The following is an 18,686-nucleotide window of genomic DNA, read 5'->3' as shown; positions in this document are numbered from 1 at the left end:
CAGATCATGACCGACGCAGACTCGTTGCACGCCGCCAGTCGGCAAATGAACCGTATCCACTCGCTGGGTATGGACCGCGACACCCTCCTTAAATTGGTGCGACAGGAGTCGCATGGCCCTCATGCCGCCACGCTCTTTTCCTGGTTCTATTCGCAAGCTGGGGAGGCACTTGCAGACGATTCAGCGGTGGAACTCGTCTCGGCAACGCGGGACCCCGCCGCTTTGGCGGAGATTGTCGAAATTGTCTCGAAACGGGATCCCAGCGAAACACTGCGGCGACGCATGTGGAAGGCGTTCGTGGAACTGATTGACGATAGAGGGTTGAGATACGGCGTACGAGCGCAAGCTCTTCATGGCGCTCTACTTCTTGCGCAGCGTCAGAGAGGGCTGCTGCATCAACTGAAGGGGCTTCTTACAGACGTGGACGTCAGCGACGACCCTCATTTCCTTCGGCACGTCGCTAAAATACTTGGCGTGGTTTTGGCACACTCTCCGGAACAGGAATTCCGAGACAAGCTTATCGAACTTCTGGAAATGTCTGAGTCCAAGGACGAGGCCGCAATGGAGTTAGGCTTCGACGCATTGACAAAGGGCTTCGACGCCATCACGCAAGAGTCGGCTGCGGAATCGTTCGAAGCGGCATCGCGTTGGTTCAGCATCGCCTCCGAGTCCAGTGAAAATCGTGTCGACGCGGAACTCTATGTTCGCTGTGTTGGCATCCTTGTAAAGGTACAGCGGGAGGGTTTCACTGCAACTTCCACCACGGACATCGCTGGCTTGGTCGATGCTGCCTGGACGTATTGCGCTTACCTCGGAGCCGAAGACGATCCTCAACCATCCTGGCTGGGCGCGCAGTCGCGTGAGCGATTGCACTGGACGTTGCTGGCGTCAAAACTCGGCACCCTTGAGATTCAGCTCAACAAGAAAGTGTGGCTGAATGCCGCTTTGGCCATCGAAGACGAACTGCTCGCCGTCTATCAAGCGAGTCGCTCCATCCTGCTCAAAGGTGGCGATACAGGGCTTGATCTGGTCATTCGTCCGCGATTGACTGCCTCGTTGCTTGCACACAGAAGGCATCTGGATGAGCTCGACCAGTGGATCGAGGAAAACGAGCACTCCTCCCTTCTGCCAGATGCAGAGGCTATGCGGCATGCGGTGGAGCAAGCGCGAGAGAGCAGTGTTTTGCACCGCCCTTTCCTGGGCAGGAGTGAAGGCCGGACACTCCAAGCCATTTTTGATGCCGGCCAGGTTCCCTTAGAAGCCAGGAAAAGTCTCGGAGCGTTGCTTCATTCAACCTTGCTCGATCTGTCGCTTGACGAGAATCCAGTGGTCGAGCAAATGGTCATGGGCATTCTCTCCCAAATGGAGCGAAACGCTGAATTCTCTACACTGCGTCCTGCACGGGCTCTCTTCACGGCAGTCCTTATCCTTTCTGCTTACTTCCTGTGCCACCGACATGAGACCGGTACAGCCAGCGATCCGGAAGGAGCGTATCTTTTTATCCGGCGACCGGATGACCTGCCGCTTGAGAACATTATTCAGCGGGATTATTTCCGGTTTTTAAGAATGTCTGGCCTCCGGGACCACGTGAATATGGAAGTTCGCGATCAAGGAGCTGGGCGCGCCGACGTATACTTTTCTGCATTGGGTGTGAGCACCGTCACCGAAGTGAAACGCACGATGTCCGAGATGGATCACGATGCCCTACTGCGATCCTACGGTCTTCAAACCGCGGCTTACCAGACGACAAACGTCACGTTCGGTTTCCTTCTCGTGCTTGATTTGTGGGATCGCGGCGGAAGCCAGCCCCATCTGAAGGAACAGATCTCATTGCAAAGCCGAACGCCACCGGGTCAGGTGACGTCTTACGATGTAGTGGTCATGCGCGTTCAAGGACAAAGAAAACATCCGCATAGCCTTCGTTGATCTGGCTGCTGCGGTTGGGCAGTTTCAGCAGGTCACACTAAGTCGGCCAAGCAACCGCATCAAGCTCCTTACGAATACTTAAACCATATTGCGGCTCGATTTGTGTGGCAAACGCAGCCAGACCGTACAAGACATTTCGAAGGCTTGCGACTGCCGTGAACCCTCGATTAGCAGCATGGCGAGCGGGGCCGACGCCGTCTTTCTTGATGTAGTAAAGATGCATTCGCATCTTCTCCCTAAACTCACGAGGCAGTCGGGGATTTGGTTCATCGACCAACAGGCCTAACACAATCTTTCGCGCCCGAGGCGGAATTATTTGAGTCTTGGCTACATTGGGAGAGAATCCGTATTCGCCCAAGATACGGTAAACACTGCGCACGACGATAGACGCAAGTTCACGATTGAAATCCAGAGCCGTTGTCGAGAACGTTAGATCATCAGCATATCGCGTGTATGTCAGCCCAGACGACCTGGCGAGGGCATGCAGAGCTTCGTCCGCTCCATGCATTGCGATGTTTGCGAGCATCGGACTCGTAGGGGCGCCTTGCGGTAAATGTCCAATCCTGTATTGATCGTGATTGTATGCAGCAATTTTGTACCGCCGCCAAGGAGCACGCCTCCATTGCGCATGTGAACGTCGTGACGTCTTGCGCCCTAGGCGCGTACACAACCGCGCGAACTCGAACGCCACGAGCGGTTGATATCCTAGCCCTCTGAAAGCTCGGTAAGCAGCAATCTCAGAGATCGACTCAAAGAAGTTTTGGACGTCAACCTTGATAAGCCATCTAGCTCCGCAGTGAGGTTCGGCTGCGTTTAAAAGCGTACATCCTGGTGCGAATGCCGTGCTTGCAGCGTGAATCGATGATGATGCATGGTTCAAAACGTTAGTCGATAACCATCGTTGAACCGTCAGCAGTTGTGGATCAGGCGCGCAAATCGTCCGATACCTCTTCTGACCATCAGGACCAGGTCGCTTGTGAACTCGAAAGACGCGGTAGGGATTCTGGATAGATCGACCAACGATCGCACGCAGCAAGCCGTAGTCGCAGTCGGTAAGATAAGCTAGGTGTCGCAAGGTGAAAACCGGCTCAAGCTGCGCATCCGTGCGCACGATTGCCTTGCCAGTCTGGACAGCGGCATCAAGGACGTCGCGAGGTACGCCTTTCTCTGATCCGATTGTCCGGTAGTGTTGAGGACGCCAATTTCCCATCTACTTTGACCCCTGAGGGGGTGAGATCGCCCGTCGCTGGCCGAAGCCCTCGCCACGAGCTAGTGACGGGTGACCTTAGCCGCAAGCGGATGCTATTCCATAGAACTGCAGTAGTCTGAGTCCGGTACCGAAGTATGGTCCCGTGGCACGAAGCCGCGGCGTCAACTAGATAGCTAAACCGGCGCCCTCAACGAGGTAGGATAATAAGGGCGTTTTCCAACTTCTGCACTGGCGCCGACGCGCTGTCGCCTTTGCACAACTGTGCGGCGCAAATGTCGCAACTCACCCAGACCTGTGTCCGTGAGTACGCGACGCCTGCCAACCCAACCGAAGGCCTCCAGCTCTTGGCATACCTGGTCAACTTCAACCGTTGACAGGCCTGTTTTGATGGCAAGTACGGCATTCCCCCTCTGCCCGCGAGACAGCGCGGCAAGTACAAGGTAGCGCTTCTTGACTTCGACAGGAGCGTTCCGTGCCGCTGGAGACCTTGCGAGAGCGTTGTTCCCCAAAGCATCCAAGCGAGCCGAGATGGTTTCAGAACGGAGGCTTCGGCCAAATCCGGTGGATGGCAACCCAGCAGTCACTCTCGAGGGGAACAGAGGAATCCATCCGTTGACCCGCCGCGACGTCTTGTGGAAGATACGAGGGCAGTTGTTTGGCGCCCCGTGCGCAAAGGCAATCAGCGCCCCTACGCCGCCATACCCAAGAAAACCCTCATCTTTGAAAGTGCCAGCTTTGGGGCGGACTGGATCATACCGGTCACAGAGACTCACATACGCGTCGACAGCGGAGCGGCTAAAGGCGTCGAAGATCGTAGGGCAAGGCAGCACGCATGAAGTGAACGGCTTGCATCGATGGCGATCGATACGCGATTGGCCCGACTGTGTCATCGCATAGGCGATCACTCCGAAGCTGAGGAACCTGCCAGACTTCCAGCTTCGAACCGAGCGAACCTTCCAGGCTGCGGAAAGATAGTCGTAGCTACGCTTTCCCGACCCCACGAAGTCGGTAAGCACCCAAAATGCACGCGCGCGAGTCTTCCGAATCAAATCGGGCCCGGGGTGGTTGAGAAACTTTTTTGGAAATCGTCGGGAGAGGTCTGTTATGAGCTGCGCCACGATGCCTTCGCTGCCAACTTCTGGCTGGTATGCCTTGGTGGACTTGACCGGCTGCGGGCCTACGCCGTACGCGCGTTTGACCTTCCCAGTCGATTCCTTAAATAGGCGATGCGGAACTCCGAGGCGATGACCTAGCTCACGCTCTGCATAAAGTGCGATCGGACCGTCAATAAATTGCGCCTGATGCATCACTTGATCAGTCAGCCCTGAGGCGAATTCGTCACGGGACACGAAGCGAAAGACTCCGAGCAAATCGGCGGCAAGTTTCTGGTCACGTAAGGCGAACTGCCGCAGCCATATCTTCGCGGCCTGCGAATCTAGCACCGACATTTCAGTTGGCATCCGTTCCTCGACTGTTCGTCCGAGCAGAGATCGGCTTGGATAGTACATTAGAAACTTGCGCTGCAGGCAGCCGCAAATTGTTGATCGACGACGAACGTTTCAGCTTTAAGAGTTCGATTCGGAATCCGGGCGCTCTGCACCTATTGAAACGTCGCGGCGGTAGCTAGTCGCGTTTGATAACCCTGCTGTAAACAAACGCTCCAGAACTCCGCGCCGAGCCTGCACCTCGGCCCCTGGTCAGCGGCCGCGCAGCGATACGCATACCCGGGGGCAACGGAAAAATCCACACGAGCGCCTTCTCTCCAACCTAAGCATATCCTCAAGGGAGGATATATTTTTTGAGGGTAGAAGCATATGCTCACAGAAACATAGAAAGGAAATGCCGGAGGCCCCACGACAGCAATCGCGTAGGCCCCTTCCGCCGATTAAAGACTAATCGGCTCCGATAGACGTGCGGATCACGGCTCTGTCTTCGCCACCGTGTTGGACTGTCTCAACCCTGCCCCGTGGTAGTCCAATTTCCCTAGCGCGCCACCGGTCTTCCCGTCCACGCTAGCGGTCACTCACCGAAGCTCTTCAGTTGGAAGAGGCGGCCTTATCCGTCGGTCGGCTCGTGCTCGGCGACGGGTGACAACATACGTATAACATGGATTTCGATGGTGGACTGGTGCTTGGACGCAAGGAACACAACATCCGTCGGCGGCGCTTGAAACTGTGGCGGCAAACAAAGAGGGTTTTTTCTTAAGAATTTTTGGAAATATAGTACAGTGAAAATGTGGTCTATCAACCATAAGTCAGACCCGCATCGACGCCGTGGCCGGGCAAAGTACGGCATGAGAAGCGGATTTCGCTTCGACATCGGAATCAAGAATAATCTCTGTCGCGAAGTACACTGCTCTTGCATCGGACATAGATGATTGTTCGCGGACACTGCGGCATTCGGTGACTGACACCTATGGCCGGAACGAATTCGAGCTACAACAAGAGATGCCTCTCGACTGATTGCAGCAAGTCAATAATGTCGGCTGGCCCGATGAAATCAAAGAGAACAGGCTGCCCATTTAATGCGGCGGTAATTTTGAAAAGTGTCCCTTCTGGGCTCCGCACTGCTGCGCTCCCATTGTGTGCCGGATACTTACTCAGACGTTTCTTTCCACTCTCTGTGAGATTAAATCTGTTGCCATGCGCGACACTATTACGCAGGTGATAGACCAACTCCAGTACGGGCGCGTGATCGAAATAGTCGTGCTGTACAAGCTCGTCGCCTAGCATCAATAACGCGCCCATGGCCCACGTTCGGAGGAAATAGCGCTGTAGGTCATGGTCTTCGCGGAAAAGATCGAGGTAATGCCGAAGGTCCAGCGTATGAAAGGTGCCATCCTTCCGTTGAATCTTACCGATTGGATTCTGGCCGGTGGCCGTTGCCGGCGGCAGCGAATTGATGGACGTTGGGTTGACGGCGACCAGATGCGCCACCAAGAACGAGTAGTAGCCTGCAGCAAGCCCCTGAGCTACTCGTGCAACCGCAGCCCGCTCTGGGTTTCCCGGCATGTTTTCTTTGTAAAGTTGATGTTTGTAGAGCGTCTAAGAACAATTGGACGGATGCAGAAGCACACTAGCACAACGGAAAGAACCAGGAGACTGCGCAACGGTTTCCGCAGAGATGGTCGGAGTGGCATTCGCCGACCGGTTAGATACCGACCGAATAATGCCCGATTCATGAATGAGCGAAACATCGCAGTCGTCGCCCGAGCGGAGAGCAACTACTTTCTTCTGGTGCGGGCTCGTCGCGTCATGGTTCAATTGCGTCCTACCCGGGCGACCTACCCGGTCACGATACCAAGACGAGGGACCCACGCCATGAGCACCATTAGCCGACCGCCAATCTGGCAACTTATTCGAGATGCTGTCGCGCCCCTAGGTCGTGAGACCAGCAATGGGGAGATCAAACAGCTCTTGTTGAACGCGTATCCAGACCTTAACGAAGCGACCATCGCCTGCCAAATCGCCATCTGTACTGTCAATCGAGTGGGCCGGGTGGGCTACCCGGAGAACAAGAAGCCCCGTCTCGCAAACAGCCGTTACGATTTTTTGTTCGCTACCGGCCGCGGGAAGGTCACATGGTACGACCCAGTGAAGCACGGCCTATGGTCAATCGTCGAGACCTCAGACGGTCTCGCGGTGCGACGCGACGGAGACGCCACCGATGACATCAGCACCCAGGTGGACATTGATGCCGTCGAGCCGGTCGACGACGGCTTTGGGGGCGGTGCGTTCGCGCTCGAAAGCCACCTGCGCGATTACCTGGCGCGCAACCCGCCCAGCACCACGACGCACGGCCCCCTCACCCTGTTCGTCGACGCCAACGGACGGGACGGCGTGGAGTACCAGACGGATTGCGGCCCCGCAGACCTCGTCTTCCTGGACATGGCCAAGAACTTCGTAGTGTTCGAGCTGAAGCTGGGCCGGGGCCCGGATGCCGCACTCGGCCAGGTGCAGCGTTACATGGGATGGTTCGAGCATCACGTGGCCATGGGCAAATCCGTGTCCGGGGTGATCGTGGCTAACTCGATCTCCGACAAGCTCAGATACGCGGGCAAGGTCGCACCTAGGGTCCAGCTTATGGAGTACCGCCTGTCCGTCGAGCTTGTACCGGTCACGTTGAAGGGGCTGGCACCAGGAGGTTCGGCGTGATCGCATGGTTGTCGCACGCTTGGACGGCGGTAGTGTCGTTCGTCGGCTGCCTGAACGAGGGAGAGCTACGGCTGCTGACCGGTGCCGTGTCGGTGGTGACCGTGCTCATCTCGGTCTTTGCGATAACCCGCCCCTTGCGCTACCAGAAAAGCGCGGCGCTGCTCGACCAGGCCGTGTGGGCGCTTGAGCGCGCGTACAATGCCCTGACCATTGACGGCGCCCAGACGGAAACTGTTCCGGCGGACCGATTGAACTGGCTGACCGCGGCGCGCAACCTGGAAACCTACAAGGCGCTGAAACGCCAAGTCGGCGTGAAGGTCCACCGTCGAATCGCGGACGATCACGAGGAGCATTGGCGCCACCTGTTCTATCTTGCGCTCAAAGGCGGCGCGTACCACCAGCCGACCTACTATCAGGAAGTCCAGACCCCACGGGCGGAACGCCGCAGAGGGATCGAGCCGCATTCCGCCGTCATCGTCCACGCGTTCGCGAAATGGCCCAAACATCGCCGTGACCCAGTGGAGCACGCGGACTTTGATCGGATCTTCGAAGAGACGGATCCTCGCCCCGGCAACATCGGATTGAGCTATTTCCTGAACCATCCGGCGTCGCGCGGGACCGCCCGCTTCCGCGATCTGCCCGAGCCCTATCCCGACGCAACCTGGTGGAGCCGATGCCTTCGAACACTCCGCCTGCGCAAACGCCTATGACGACGATCGATACTCATCGGTGGGATTCGCGCCTGCAGTATCAGGACGTCCAGGCTGTCCTGCACCGGCCGCGGGTCCGTGCCTTCCTGAACGATGTTGTGAAGCCCGCCTTGGCAGCGATCGACGCTGACATCGAACGATGGGCGACCACCCAAGAGGGCGGCTGGATGTTCGCCGTGGCAGACGGTGAGGCTCTGTTGCAGGCGACGATCCAGGCGTTTTGCCTTTCGATCCAGTCGCTGTGGGAACGCCAGCTCCGCAACTGGTTGAGCGCCTGCATTCCGCCCGGATCGGAAAATCAACCTAAGCTCCTGACTACGCGCAAAGGTACGCTGCCCGAACTGAGCGCGCTGTTGCACGAGCTGCGGGGCATTCCCCTGACCGCGTTCCCTTGTTACCCAGACCTCGATCTACTGCAACGCGTCGGCAACGCCTGCCGTCACGGGGACGGACGGTCCGCCGTGGCGCTGTACCGCACCAACCCAGAGCTATGGCCTGCCTGGTCGTCGGCGCTCTTCCCTTGGCTCGACAACCATCCGAAGGTCAGACCTCCGCCCCTACCATCATTCGAACATGCGGTCCTGCCCCGCGAGTTGCTGGAACGGTTCGCCACGGCCATCGTCGGGTTTTGGGAGGACGTCGAGTACATCCGCCTCAACAGTATCGAACGGAAAGACGAGCAGATTCACGCAGAAATGGAACGGTTGATACAGAATCGCAAGTCACGAGTCTGATATGTCTGTCAGCGCTCCCACATTGGCTTGAACAGCTTGTTCGTGATCAACGACTGTCACGCGCGAATCGCGTCGTGGATCATCGCAGTCGCCAAGAGCAAGCGCTGCTGTTGAAACGGCCTACCAGGGTCGCACGGGTGCTCTCTTGGTTAGCCGATGAGGTGCTTGGAGACATCGCAGGAAAATGGACGACAAAGGAATCGCCCCTCGGCCTAGTGCCGAAATTGAAAAAGGTCGCGAAACTGGCGACTGCGCCTCGACGGCTTGATAGGCCGGCCGCTGGAAAGTTGCCCGTCGAGAAACCCTTTGAACAGTTTCCGACCCCGACCCCTACGCGACGTGCACGCAGACTTACTCAAAAACTTCAGTAGCCGCAAGTGATGCTTACAAACGTCGCACCCACCGATTCATCTCACATAGTTACGGAGTTTTTATGAATGAGGAAGGTGAAATGATCAAGGCCCGACTTGAAGTGCTGGAAACGGTCGTGTCTCTACTGGCGAAGCGCGACCCGGGAGTCCTTCAGGCTGTCCGGTTGGCACTACGACGAGAATATGACGCGGCACTGAAGCAAGCCAGCACGCCAAACGAAACTGGATTTTCTGCGACGGTCAGAACCGATTTTCGCCCCCCGAGAAACGTGTCGGCCGAGCAACCTCGCGTGAAGGCGTATGAGGAGATGCGTCTGAAAGTCGGTGATGCACCCTAACCCAAATTTGCCCTACAGCGTTGACGCACTCGTGAGGCTAGGTTTCCGGACGACGCATACCAGTCCGACAACGGTACGACCCAAATCGATCTCTGCCGCGAGTTCCTTTTTCAACAATCGATAGAGCGTGTGCGGCCGCTCGGTTTTGTGCGAGAGTTCCGGGGTGAGTCGCAGACATATGTATTATCGAGATCTGCCATCAACCGATGAACGAGATTGGGTCGCCGAAGCACCGACCGAACTGAGACTATTTTCGAGGGGCCATGACGGATTTTTTTATCAGTTACACGCACGCGGATACAGCATGGGCTGAATGGATTAGCTACGTGCTGGAAGAGGAAGGATTCAGCGTCATCATTCAGGCGTGGGATTTTCGGCCCGGGAAAAATTTCGTCCTCGAAATGCAGCATGCAGCGACCAAGGCTGAACGCACCTTGATGGTCTTGTCGCCCGACTATCTGCAATCGCAATTCGCGTCACCGGAATGGGCCAGCGCCTTTGGGCAGGACCCTCAAGGACAAAGCGCGAAGCTCGTCCCTGTCATGGTCCGCAGCTGCAAGCCGACGGGCCTCCTTGCGTCAATCGTCCAGATCCGAATTGTTGATCTCGACGAAAACTCAGCGCGAAAAACAGTGCTTACGGGAATCGATCAAAAACGGGCTAAGCCTTCGGTGCGGCCGCCCTTTCCTGGCGCGGCGGCTCACGTTGAACACAAAGACTTTCCCGGCTCTGGCACGGCCATTCAGAATGTAAATCCGGCTTCCGTATTGCCGACAAGCCTTATGCCGGCGTTGAAGCTGAATCCTACAGATGCAGATAAACGCCGTTTTGCGAAAGCAGGTTTTGAAACCATCAAAGCGGCTTTTGAAGCGAATCTCCAGTCCGTCGCGCAGCAGGAACCACGTTTAGAAGCGACATTCGAGCCAGCGACTGCTCTCGATTTTCGAGCCGAGCTGTTCCTCGACGGGAAGAGCAAGTGTTTCTGCCGTATCTGGATGGGCGGCATGCATTCGGCAGACAACATCTGTTATTCGGAAGGCCGGTACATGTCAGGCGACAGCTGCAATGAAATCCTTTCTTTGTCCTCAACGGGCGGTCTTCATTTTCAAAGCCTCGTGGCGAGCTTCAACTCCGACCGGAAGTTCGACTTGAAGCAGCTTTCTGCAGATCAAGCGGCCGAATATCTGTGGCAAAGGTTCGTGTCCCCTCTGGGATCCTGACCAACACAGCTCGACAAAACAGTTGTGGAACGCGAGCGCGGCGGTTCCCGATCAGGCGCGCTCGGGAATCTGGCCTGTTCGGCTCCCTTCGTCGTGACACTGGTAGGCTGATTCGTCGGCTAGGTGTTTTTCGGAATGCGCGCCGTTGTCGAGCCAATGAGGACCGCAAGGCAAGGGTCGATCGTAAACATATCGTCAATCTCAGAGGCGCGTCCTCTCAAGGTCAGTTCGCCTACGCCGGGACGAAATCGGGTGTGCGCGGCATGTCAGGCTGCGCAGCCGTGGAACTCGCGCCAATCGGAATTTGCGTGAACTCCGTGTATCCAGGCTTGATTCAGACACCGATGTTGGCGAGCAACTCACCCGAGACAAACGCGCACTACGCGACCTTGGCGCCAATGGGCCCCATGGCCGAACCGAAGGAAGTCGCGGAGGCCGTTGCTTTTGTAGCGTCCGATTCGGCCAGCTATCTGATAGGTTCGGAAATCGCCCAGACGCCGGCGTAAGACTTTGAGTGGCGCAAGAAGCAAAGCGTGTTCCGTTTTGGTGGCCCCAAACACTTGTGAGTCTCGAGCCGCGCGCGGCGGAATCGGTTGCAAACATGCGCCATATTCCTGTGAAAGCAGAAACCCGAGCGTTCGCGCTAACCGGTGTACACCGCTTTCTCGTCGCAAGTACACCGCCGGCCTGTTTCACATGCTAAAAACGGTGTGCGATGCCAATGGTATCGACCACCTGCTGACTGCGTGCTGAAGGCGTCAAACCTGCGACAGAGGCAACAGCTGCCTGTCCCAATGAATTCGTGCCCGACGCATGCTGATAGGCCCCAACCATGTAGACATCCGTTCGTTTTGACAGCAGATAGTGAATGCCTGCAGTGACCTGCTGGTAGCGAGCTCCCTGGTTGTTCGGCCCGTCGTCCTTTGTGAAAGTGTATGCTGCGCCCAACGTCACAGACGGCGTAACCTGGTAACTGGCGTTCGCTTCTATGTTGGTAATCGTCGAGCTGCCGGTGTACCCGAACGGATTCGGTCCTGAACTGCCTCCCAATCCGACGAAGCGGGTATTCGTGTAAACGACTCCAAGCGTTGCGCGGCTAAATGCGTACGATCCACCCGCACCAAAAATCTGCTGCCGATGAGCAGACGCATAGCCAGCGATAATCGGGTTTCGTTGCGCGGTGGTGGCCGACCCTAGCGAGCCGAGGTTGTTTGTCGTTACACCGCCGGCAGTTGCTGTCGATCCGAACATCGAGATGTTCGGATCGAACGCATTCACAAAAGCGACACCAAGTCGGACCGGGCCACCGGTATAGCCTACGCCGACAGACCAGACTTGGTTCTGCGCGAAATTACCCGAGACTCCGCCCATCGAGTACATCGCGTTGGCAGATACGCCATTCCAGACCGGCGTCGCATACTTGACCGAGCTATTTTGCCGATTCGTACCGCCGATGTTGTCCAGATCGTCAGGGTGGGATCCAATGTAGCCGGCCCATTGGGTGATGATTGCGAGCGGCGAGACAAAGTCCCACAGCGAGGAATATTGACGCCCGAACGTGGCGCGGCCAAGCGAGGCCGATGAGAGACCGACGAAAGCTTGTCGCCCGAAGAGCAACCCGCCCTGCCCCAATGTACCGTTAGCTGCGTTAAATCCGTTCTCCAACGCGAATATCGCAGACATTCCGCCGCCCAAGTCTTCCGCGCCGCGCAGCCCAAAGCGACTGCCGAAGTATGCAGACGTCGTTGCGTCCATCATGGAATATTGCTGCTTGCCAGTCAGTTGGCCTCCGGAACGCCCAGTCTGTGCGTTATTTACAAACACGATGTCTGGGTCGATGACTCCATACAGCGTTACGCTGCTTTGCGCGTTCGCCGCGCCGATGGTCAACGTAGCCAGTGCTACAGACATTCCAAACTTCTTCATTACGAGATCTCCTCTTTGACTGACAGGCCATTGCTACAGGTGACCGCTGCCTTGATTGCCACAAGACAGCGCCATGCATAACTTTATTTAATGATCATTCGATAACTTGCGGTGCCATAAACGAAATTACCGTGGTAGTCGAATACGCGTTAGGCAACGAAAGGCGCAACGTTACCGACTAGCGGAAGCTGAAATGATTCGACGGATAGCAACAGATTCTGCGTCTGGTCTTCGAGTGACTGAGCTGCGGCAGCAACTTGCTCGACGAGCGCAGCATTCTGCTGCGTTACAGAATCCATTTCAGACATCGCATCCGTTATTTCCTGGATGCCGCCGGATTGCGCCGTAGTCGCATCGGAAATCTCTGCGACAATGCTGGTGACACGCTGAACGTCGGATGAAATCGTCGTCATGTTACGACCAGCTTCTGACACGAGCGACGCGCCCGTTTCGACAAGCTCGACCGAAGCCTGAATGAGCTCCTTTACATCTTTTGCCGCGCTCGCCGAACGCTGAGCCAGCGATCGGACCTCCCCTGCAACGACGGCGAAGCCTCGACCTTGCTCACCTGCTCGAGCGGCTTCAACCGCCGCGTTTAAGGCCAAGATGTTCGTCTGAAAGGCAATCCCATCGATCATTGCGATGATGTCGGCCATTTGCACCGACCGCGCACTGATTTCTTTCATCGTCTCAGTGACCCTCAGCACAGTGAGGTGACCACGCTCCGCTGAATGCATCGCCTCGGTCGCGAGCTGATTGGCCTTTTGAACATTCTCAGCGTTTGAGTGAACGGTACCCGTAAGCTCACCCATGCCAGCGGTTGTCTCCTCCAGCGATGCCGCCTGCTCCTCCGTTCGTGCCGAAAGACTTACGTTTCCTGACGCGATCTGTTGCGCGGCGGTGGCAATGGCTCCGCTACCGTTTCTCACGAGCGTTACGGTCTCGACCAAACCGCGACGCATATCAGCCAAGGCGTTCACGAGCGATCCTATTTCGTCCCCCGCGCCGGGCATACTTTCTCGGCGCAGATCTCCATGGGCAATTGCTTTGCATTGCTCAAGTGCTGCCTGGAGAGGCGCACCCACCGAAGCACGAATGCTCAGATAGGTAATGGCCGCCGTAGCAAGACCGAAGAGAAGCGCCACTACACTGAGCGTACGGAATAGACCAAACGTCGACTCAGCGTCCGCGAATTTCGCTTGCCCGATTCGCTTCCTAGTTTCGTTCAGGTCATCACAGCTTTTCTGAAACGCGACATACGCCGAAAAGCCATCATTCGACAGTTCTATGAGCCGCCCTTGATCCGAAGTCAGAAGGACGACCGCCAGATCTCGATACACCTGCTGGACCCTTGCCAGACGTTGCGCAACGTCTGCACTAGCACGCCCTTCGTCGCCCGACTTTGGCAACGCATAGTAAAGATTCCAAGCCTGGTCCGCTCGCCTGCTCATATCGCCCGCAAGGTCGAGTAGCTTCCGCTCGGACTCCCCGTCCTTCGCCAAGGCAGCTCGATCAAGTGCCACTCGCTGTCGAAGCATGAATATCTGCGTAGAACCAATTGCAACTGCCCCAGGCAGCTGGACTTCAAAGTCATCCCGACCCACCTCGTCACTCGCCGTCATTCCAAGGATTCCCAAGGCACCGACCGCGAGAAGAAGGACCGACAACAGGAGCATAGAGACGCTAGTCCGCGTCTTTATTGAAAGATTCGAAAACACTTTATATTTTAGTAATACTTAATTGAAGTGCTAAAAAAGCCGAATTTTTCGCTTGCGACATGCAGAGCGAATCTGCGGACCAAAGATGCTCGACGTCTAGCTAATTTTTTGTAACTGATCAGATTTGCACCTGCGCCGCCCCCCGACAGGCGACACGGATTCTGACTTGGCAACTGTGACCGGCGCCATCCGTGCAAACTTTACTATCTCTACGCTTTATTTAGCTATCGATAATTTAGATGCGGGACGACCTGCTGTCAAGATGGGTGAATGACATGCCGACGAATTTTGATTTCGCCGGCGAGATGTCGGATTGCCGGCGACGGCTTTCGAGACGAACACATCTACCTGTAGCCGTGCTCCGAGCAGCCCTCCTGCCATTGGCAGCATCGCTTTGGGAGCGGCAGGCCTCAGCTACCGAGCGCAAAAAGTGTTGCACTAGCGGTCTTGGACCGACGTGTCGTTTATGCCACAGTTGATGGACGTAGCCTGATCTACACCACTGACTGAATCCTTTTGTGATACAACGTTTTGTCGACGTGCTGTGCCACCAATCCATCCCAGCTCCCTTTGTATCATCCAAAGCAAAGGCATTGGCAAGTCCGGGACTTGTTTTCGATCTAAGCAGTCGGGCCAACCTTCGTTGAGCTTACGTCCAACGCGGCACGCAAGGCGGCCGCGAAAATCGCCGAAGGCTGCGCTCCACCGATCCGACTGTCGCCGACGCGCACCGACGGTACGGCGCTCACGCCCAGTGACTGGGCCTCAAGCTCCTTGGCAACGACTTCTGCTTCGCCTTGAGCGCTGCCCAAGAAGTCGCGTACGTCCTGGACCTCAAATCCGGCCGCTACAGCTAACTGGACAAGCACTTCAAGCGTTCCGATGTTTTCGCCGCGCGAGAAGTAAGCGGAAAAGATGGCCTCAAACAACGCCTCAGTCTTCTTCTCATCGCCTACCCGTTGAGCGTATGCCAGCAGTCTGTGAGCCAGACGGGTGTTTGGAGTCACGTCGATTCGGTCGTAGTTAAAATCCAGCCCCAGTTTCCTTCCGGCTGACGTCACGTCCGCGTCCATCGCTTGTGACCGCGCCCAGCTACCGAATTTCGCGGTTCGGTACTCCTTCCGCGACGCTCCGGCCCTAGGCATGCTCGGGTTGAGCTCGTAAGGCGCATATGACAGCTTCGCGGTCAAACCTGGCGCGGCGTCCTTCAGCGCATTCTTCAGGTTGCTGTGTCCGATCCAGCACCACGGGCAAATAAAGTCGTAGGTGATTTCGATATCGAGGGATTTCATGTCCGCTCCTTCGTTTTTGACGAAATCAGATTAGTCCCAATTCCGAAGCGAATGAACGGCCACCCGCTGCAATACTGCGTTGCCTCGGGCGCAAAGCGTCACGACTGCCTTGCGGCTCCCGCAAAGGCACATTGCGTGATGGACAGCTTATCTAGCGCGAGGCCGCGCCCTATTCTCCGGACATGGGCCTACACAAGGCCAACCAGGAGAAACAAAATGGAATCCCCCGTTCTTCATTACATTTACGATCCGTTCTGCGGCTGGTGTTACGGTGCGGCGCCAATGGTCAGCCTTGCCCAGGAAATACCCGATCTGAAGATCCAGCCACATGGAGTTGGATTGCTTTCGGGCGACAAGGTCCAGATGATGTCGCCCGAATGGGTCGAATTCGTCCGCCCGCATGAGTCGCGGATTCGCGCGTTGAGCAAGCAAGAATTTGGTGACGCGTATGTGCATGGTGTGCAGGAGCATCAGGACGTGCTACTGGACTCGTCGCCGCCTATCGCGGCCATGCTCGCCGCCGATGAGATTGATGGACGGGGCATCGCGATGCTAAAGAAACTGCAGTTTGCCTACTACCAGGATGGTCGTGCCATCGCCGACCGAGCAGTTATCGGAGACATCGCGGTGGAACTTGGCTATGAACGCGGCGCATTCTTGAGCCGGCTCGAAACCATCCTCACCAACGATGTAGCCGAGCACATTGCGCGCGGCAACGACATGCTGAAGGCCCTCAACATGCGTGGCTTTCCGGCGTTTGCCCTCGAACTCAACGGCGAGCTGCATAACATGCCTCTCGGCCGCTACTTCGCAAGGCCGGCGTTGTTTAAGAAGGAGATTCAGGAAATGCTCGACTCACAACGCGCATGACTCGCTGAGCGTTCGACCAAAAAATTGTATGACCGGGCGCCTGTGCGTAACCTAGCGGCTTCACCAAAGAATCGGGAATATCAAGCCGTTACCATCGGGTACTTGATCTGGATGAACGACTATTGCCTGCTGTCGCTGAGAAGCGGCACCACAGGAAGGCCGCTGCTAACGTTCGCCAATGTTTCTGCGACCATTAAGGAACAGGCCGGTGCTGCCCCAGAGGCGCGCCAGACGGACACCCGATGCCCCAGAGCCCCGGAACGGAGTATGAATAGCGCACCTCAGAACAGACTTCGCGTTTCGAACTGGCAAGCCTCACGCCAAAGTTTGTCCGCAAGCGGATGCCTCGCTATAAGGCATAGCCAATACATGGTCGATTCCTTACTGTTCCGGACCGGGTACATGACGTCGCAAACATGCATACCGGTGCGGCTCACCAGATTCTTCCAATATCCAATGAAGGCATCGCGCATTGCATGCTTTGAACTCTGTCTCTGTACGATATTCCGCCAGCCGGGAGCAAAGTTGTCGAGCGGTGAGTGCGCAGTTTCGAGACCCGAGGCGATATTTCGCTGGATGTCGCCGGTGCTCAGATGAACCACAATGTCCATCGTGGGCATCGTAGCAAGCTTCTCGATTATCTATCGAAAAATGAAGATGTCCGGCGTTGAACGGATCGAGCAGCGCGAGATGGAAGCCCCTTTTGTTCAGTTGCGGCAAGACCCAATCTACTGTCTTGTCACCTCGGCCAACCTTGGACTTTAACGGAGCGCCACGTCCGCGCAGACGAGTGTCACAAGCTATCAAAAAATCGGAGTTAGCGTCCGCAATGAAGAAATCCGAAAACACGCCGCGTCTCTGCTGGGCGATGCTCCAGGCGGCGAGCGGTCCTCCGTCTTGAAACGTTTGCGTATGCTTGATCTTGACCCGGCCGGTGCCGGCGAAAAGATCGATGTAGGTGCGCTGGCTAGTGAACTTCTGTCTCGCCGCCCACGATGCATCAATATATCGCTTGATAATCCGATGTTTTTCTCCTGTTACCCAACGTCCCACGACCATGGCCGGCAGCCCATCGATTGGGTCCGGCACAACCTTCTCCTCAGCTTCCAAGGTGCCCTCTCACGATCTGTTTATTGTGCGCAGCGAGAAACCCCACGGCGTCTTTGCTGCTCTGGGTGACGGAGCTTTCAGCGGAGCAAGACGACTGATGCACAGTGTAAGCGCGATTTGTGCTTTCGGGAGTTGATCGTCGGTCTTCCCCTCTCCAGCCATTCTCGCGTATCGAGTCCGCCGGAGTACAATACGGCATCAGTTCACTGACCCGCAGGCAATGGGAAAAGACTCGCGCATCGAATGGACGCATCACACCTTCAACCCTTGGTGGGGTTGCGTCAAGGTTTCGGCGGCCTGCGACCATTGCTACGCCGAGACTTGGGCCAAACGCCTCGGCGAGGGATTGTGGGGTCCCCACACCCCTAGGCGTTTTTTCAGTGACACCCATTGGAAAGAGCCCCTCAAATGGGATAAAGCCGCGGCCAAAGACAAGGTTCGTAGGCGCGTATTTTGTGCTTCGATGGCTGACGTCTTCGAAAACCGGCCTGATGTCATCGAGGCGCGGCGACGGTTGCTCGACCTGATTGCCGAGACGCCTAACCTTGACTGGCTACTTCTCACGAAGCGAATCCACCTCGTCCGCAAACAGTTGCCCAAAGGTTACGACTTCCCGAAGAATGTCTGGCTTGGTACAACGGTCGAGGACCAAGCGACGGCAAACAAGAGGATCAAGCATTTGCTTGAATTCTCCTCGCCCTCGGTGCGGTTCCTTTCGTGCGAGCCTCTCCTGTCGGCCGTGGACCTCTTACCATATCTTGCCCGAAACGAGAAAGGTAATCGCGTGGACTGGGTAATCGCCGGCGGCGAGTCAGGGCCACATTCGAGACCGATGGACCCAGCGTGGCCGGCTTCGCTGCAGCGGCAGTGCGTCCGCGCCAGAGTACCTTTCCACTTTAAGCAATGGGGACACTGGGCTCCCGTTGATCAAGTGGGCGACTCGCTTAAGAAAAACACGCCGATTCAAGTGTTTCGGCAGGACGGCACCGAAGTCTCCGTCGCAGCGATCGGAAAAAGCAAGGCCGGAAGAGTTTTGGCCGGCAAGCACTGGGATCAATTTCCTCGCACTGCCGTTTAACTCGTCAACCCTTCCCGAAAAAGCTCACC

The 18,686-nt window shown here is 56.5% G+C and carries 16 protein-coding genes and 1 pseudogene; 9 read left to right on the top strand and 8 right to left on the bottom strand.

The window, feature by feature from the left end:
- Window positions 1-6 precede the first annotated feature (6 nt).
- Window positions 7-1,926: a hypothetical protein gene (locus tag B0G80_RS25945; RefSeq protein WP_116120742.1), complete on the top strand. Its 1,920-nt coding sequence runs from the start codon at window positions 7-9 to the stop codon at window positions 1,924-1,926.
- 37 nt (window positions 1,927-1,963) lie between these two features.
- Here B0G80_RS25945 and B0G80_RS25940 read toward each other — a convergent pair whose 3' ends face one another.
- From B0G80_RS25940 to B0G80_RS25930, 3 genes are all read right to left on the bottom strand, one after another.
- Window positions 1,964-3,136, bottom strand: coding sequence for a reverse transcriptase family protein (locus B0G80_RS25940; protein ID WP_116120740.1), 1,173 nt, complete (start codon window positions 3,134-3,136; stop codon window positions 1,964-1,966).
- Between the two features lie 173 nt (window positions 3,137-3,309).
- Window positions 3,310-4,644, bottom strand: a complete 1,335-nt coding sequence (locus tag B0G80_RS25935) for a hypothetical protein (protein WP_220377491.1) — start codon at window positions 4,642-4,644, stop codon at window positions 3,310-3,312.
- A gap of 927 nt (window positions 4,645-5,571) precedes the next feature.
- Window positions 5,572-6,147, bottom strand: a complete 576-nt coding sequence (locus tag B0G80_RS25930) for a hypothetical protein (protein WP_116120736.1) — start codon at window positions 6,145-6,147, stop codon at window positions 5,572-5,574.
- A gap of 309 nt (window positions 6,148-6,456) precedes the next feature.
- On the opposite strand from B0G80_RS25930, the gene B0G80_RS25925 reads away from it, so the two are divergent.
- From B0G80_RS25925 to B0G80_RS48205, 6 genes are all read left to right on the top strand, one after another.
- Window positions 6,457-7,290 carry an endonuclease NucS domain-containing protein gene (locus B0G80_RS25925; protein ID WP_116123713.1) on the top strand — a complete coding sequence of 278 codons (834 nt, stop codon included), beginning with the start codon at window positions 6,457-6,459 and terminating at the stop codon, window positions 7,288-7,290.
- Window positions 7,287-8,000 carry a hypothetical protein gene (locus B0G80_RS25920; RefSeq protein WP_116120734.1) on the top strand — a complete coding sequence of 238 codons (714 nt, stop codon included), beginning with the start codon at window positions 7,287-7,289 and terminating at the stop codon, window positions 7,998-8,000. The genes B0G80_RS25925 and B0G80_RS25920 overlap by 4 nt, the downstream gene beginning before the upstream one ends.
- Window positions 7,997-8,734, top strand: a complete 738-nt coding sequence (locus B0G80_RS25915) for a hypothetical protein (protein ID WP_116120733.1) — start codon at window positions 7,997-7,999, stop codon at window positions 8,732-8,734. The genes B0G80_RS25920 and B0G80_RS25915 overlap by 4 nt, the downstream gene beginning before the upstream one ends.
- A 433-nt stretch (window positions 8,735-9,167) precedes the next feature.
- Complete coding sequence (locus B0G80_RS25910) at window positions 9,168-9,443, top strand: hypothetical protein (RefSeq protein WP_116120731.1); 276 nt, start codon at window positions 9,168-9,170, stop codon at window positions 9,441-9,443.
- Window positions 9,444-9,706: 263 nt separating this feature from the next.
- Window positions 9,707-10,663, top strand: coding sequence for a toll/interleukin-1 receptor domain-containing protein (locus B0G80_RS25905; RefSeq protein WP_116120729.1), 957 nt, complete (start codon window positions 9,707-9,709; stop codon window positions 10,661-10,663).
- Window positions 10,630-11,169 carry an SDR family oxidoreductase gene (locus B0G80_RS48205; protein WP_408968277.1) on the top strand — a complete coding sequence of 180 codons (540 nt, stop codon included), beginning with the start codon at window positions 10,630-10,632 and terminating at the stop codon, window positions 11,167-11,169. The genes B0G80_RS25905 and B0G80_RS48205 overlap by 34 nt, the downstream gene beginning before the upstream one ends.
- Before the next feature lie 193 nt (window positions 11,170-11,362).
- Here B0G80_RS48205 and B0G80_RS25895 read toward each other — a convergent pair whose 3' ends face one another.
- The 3 genes from B0G80_RS25895 to B0G80_RS25885 all read right to left on the bottom strand — a co-directional run bounded on the left by B0G80_RS25895 (window position 11,363) and on the right by B0G80_RS25885 (window position 15,599).
- Complete coding sequence (locus B0G80_RS25895; RefSeq protein WP_116120725.1) at window positions 11,363-12,589, bottom strand: porin; 1,227 nt, start codon at window positions 12,587-12,589, stop codon at window positions 11,363-11,365.
- Between the two features lie 149 nt (window positions 12,590-12,738).
- Window positions 12,739-14,307, bottom strand: coding sequence for a methyl-accepting chemotaxis protein (locus B0G80_RS47865; protein ID WP_309568786.1), 1,569 nt, complete (start codon window positions 14,305-14,307; stop codon window positions 12,739-12,741).
- Window positions 14,308-14,927: 620 nt separating this feature from the next.
- Window positions 14,928-15,599: a DsbA family oxidoreductase gene (locus tag B0G80_RS25885; protein ID WP_116120722.1), complete on the bottom strand. Its 672-nt coding sequence runs from the start codon at window positions 15,597-15,599 to the stop codon at window positions 14,928-14,930.
- A gap of 216 nt (window positions 15,600-15,815) precedes the next feature.
- Here B0G80_RS25885 and B0G80_RS25880 point away from each other — a divergent pair, with 216 nt between their 5' ends.
- Window positions 15,816-16,469, top strand: a complete 654-nt coding sequence (locus B0G80_RS25880; protein ID WP_116120720.1) for a DsbA family protein — start codon at window positions 15,816-15,818, stop codon at window positions 16,467-16,469.
- A 281-nt stretch (window positions 16,470-16,750) separates the two neighbouring features.
- On the opposite strand, the gene tcmP (B0G80_RS47205) is transcribed toward B0G80_RS25880, so the two are convergent.
- Window positions 16,751-17,080, bottom strand: a complete 330-nt coding sequence (tcmP, locus tag B0G80_RS47205; RefSeq protein WP_258879033.1) for a three-Cys-motif partner protein TcmP — start codon at window positions 17,078-17,080, stop codon at window positions 16,751-16,753.
- 94 nt (window positions 17,081-17,174) lie between these two features.
- A pseudogene (tcmP, locus tag B0G80_RS47200) lies at window positions 17,175-17,528 on the bottom strand (three-Cys-motif partner protein TcmP); the annotation flags it as partial.
- 271 nt (window positions 17,529-17,799) lie between these two features.
- Here tcmP (B0G80_RS47200) and B0G80_RS25870 point away from each other — a divergent pair.
- Window positions 17,800-18,657 (top strand): DUF5131 family protein, encoded by an 858-nt coding sequence (locus B0G80_RS25870; RefSeq protein ID WP_116120719.1) that lies wholly within the window; start codon window positions 17,800-17,802, stop codon window positions 18,655-18,657.
- The last annotated feature ends 29 nt before the right edge of the window (window positions 18,658-18,686 follow it).

Origin of the sequence: Paraburkholderia sp. BL6669N2 (assembly GCF_003387275.1) — a bacterium.
Classification (GTDB): Bacteria; Pseudomonadota; Gammaproteobacteria; order Burkholderiales; family Burkholderiaceae; genus Paraburkholderia.
This window is presented reverse-complemented; position numbering and strand designations above follow the sequence as displayed.

Excerpts from the sequence above, each read along its gene's own strand:
- B0G80_RS25895 (WP_116120725.1), bottom strand. The coding sequence starts at position 12,589 with ATGAAGAAGTTTGGAATGTCTGTAGCACTGGCTACGTTGACCATCGGC.
- B0G80_RS25885 (WP_116120722.1), bottom strand. The coding sequence starts at position 15,599 with ATGAAATCCCTCGATATCGAAATCACCTACGACTTTATTTGCCCGTGG.
- tcmP (WP_258879033.1), bottom strand. The coding sequence starts at position 17,080 with ATGGACATTGTGGTTCATCTGAGCACCGGCGACATCCAGCGAAATATC.
- B0G80_RS25945 (WP_116120742.1), top strand. The coding sequence starts at position 7 with ATGACCGACGCAGACTCGTTGCACGCCGCCAGTCGGCAAATGAACCGT.
- B0G80_RS25930 (WP_116120736.1), bottom strand. The coding sequence starts at position 6,147 with ATGCCGGGAAACCCAGAGCGGGCTGCGGTTGCACGAGTAGCTCAGGGG.
- B0G80_RS25935 (WP_220377491.1), bottom strand. The coding sequence starts at position 4,644 with ATGTACTATCCAAGCCGATCTCTGCTCGGACGAACAGTCGAGGAACGG.
- B0G80_RS25880 (WP_116120720.1), top strand. The coding sequence starts at position 15,816 with ATGGAATCCCCCGTTCTTCATTACATTTACGATCCGTTCTGCGGCTGG.
- B0G80_RS25915 (WP_116120733.1), top strand. The coding sequence starts at position 7,997 with ATGACGACGATCGATACTCATCGGTGGGATTCGCGCCTGCAGTATCAG.
- B0G80_RS25940 (WP_116120740.1), bottom strand. The coding sequence starts at position 3,136 with ATGGGAAATTGGCGTCCTCAACACTACCGGACAATCGGATCAGAGAAA.
- B0G80_RS25925 (WP_116123713.1), top strand. The coding sequence starts at position 6,457 with ATGAGCACCATTAGCCGACCGCCAATCTGGCAACTTATTCGAGATGCT.
- B0G80_RS25910 (WP_116120731.1), top strand. The coding sequence starts at position 9,168 with ATGAATGAGGAAGGTGAAATGATCAAGGCCCGACTTGAAGTGCTGGAA.
- B0G80_RS25905 (WP_116120729.1), top strand. The coding sequence starts at position 9,707 with ATGACGGATTTTTTTATCAGTTACACGCACGCGGATACAGCATGGGCT.
- B0G80_RS25870 (WP_116120719.1), top strand. The coding sequence starts at position 17,800 with ATGGGAAAAGACTCGCGCATCGAATGGACGCATCACACCTTCAACCCT.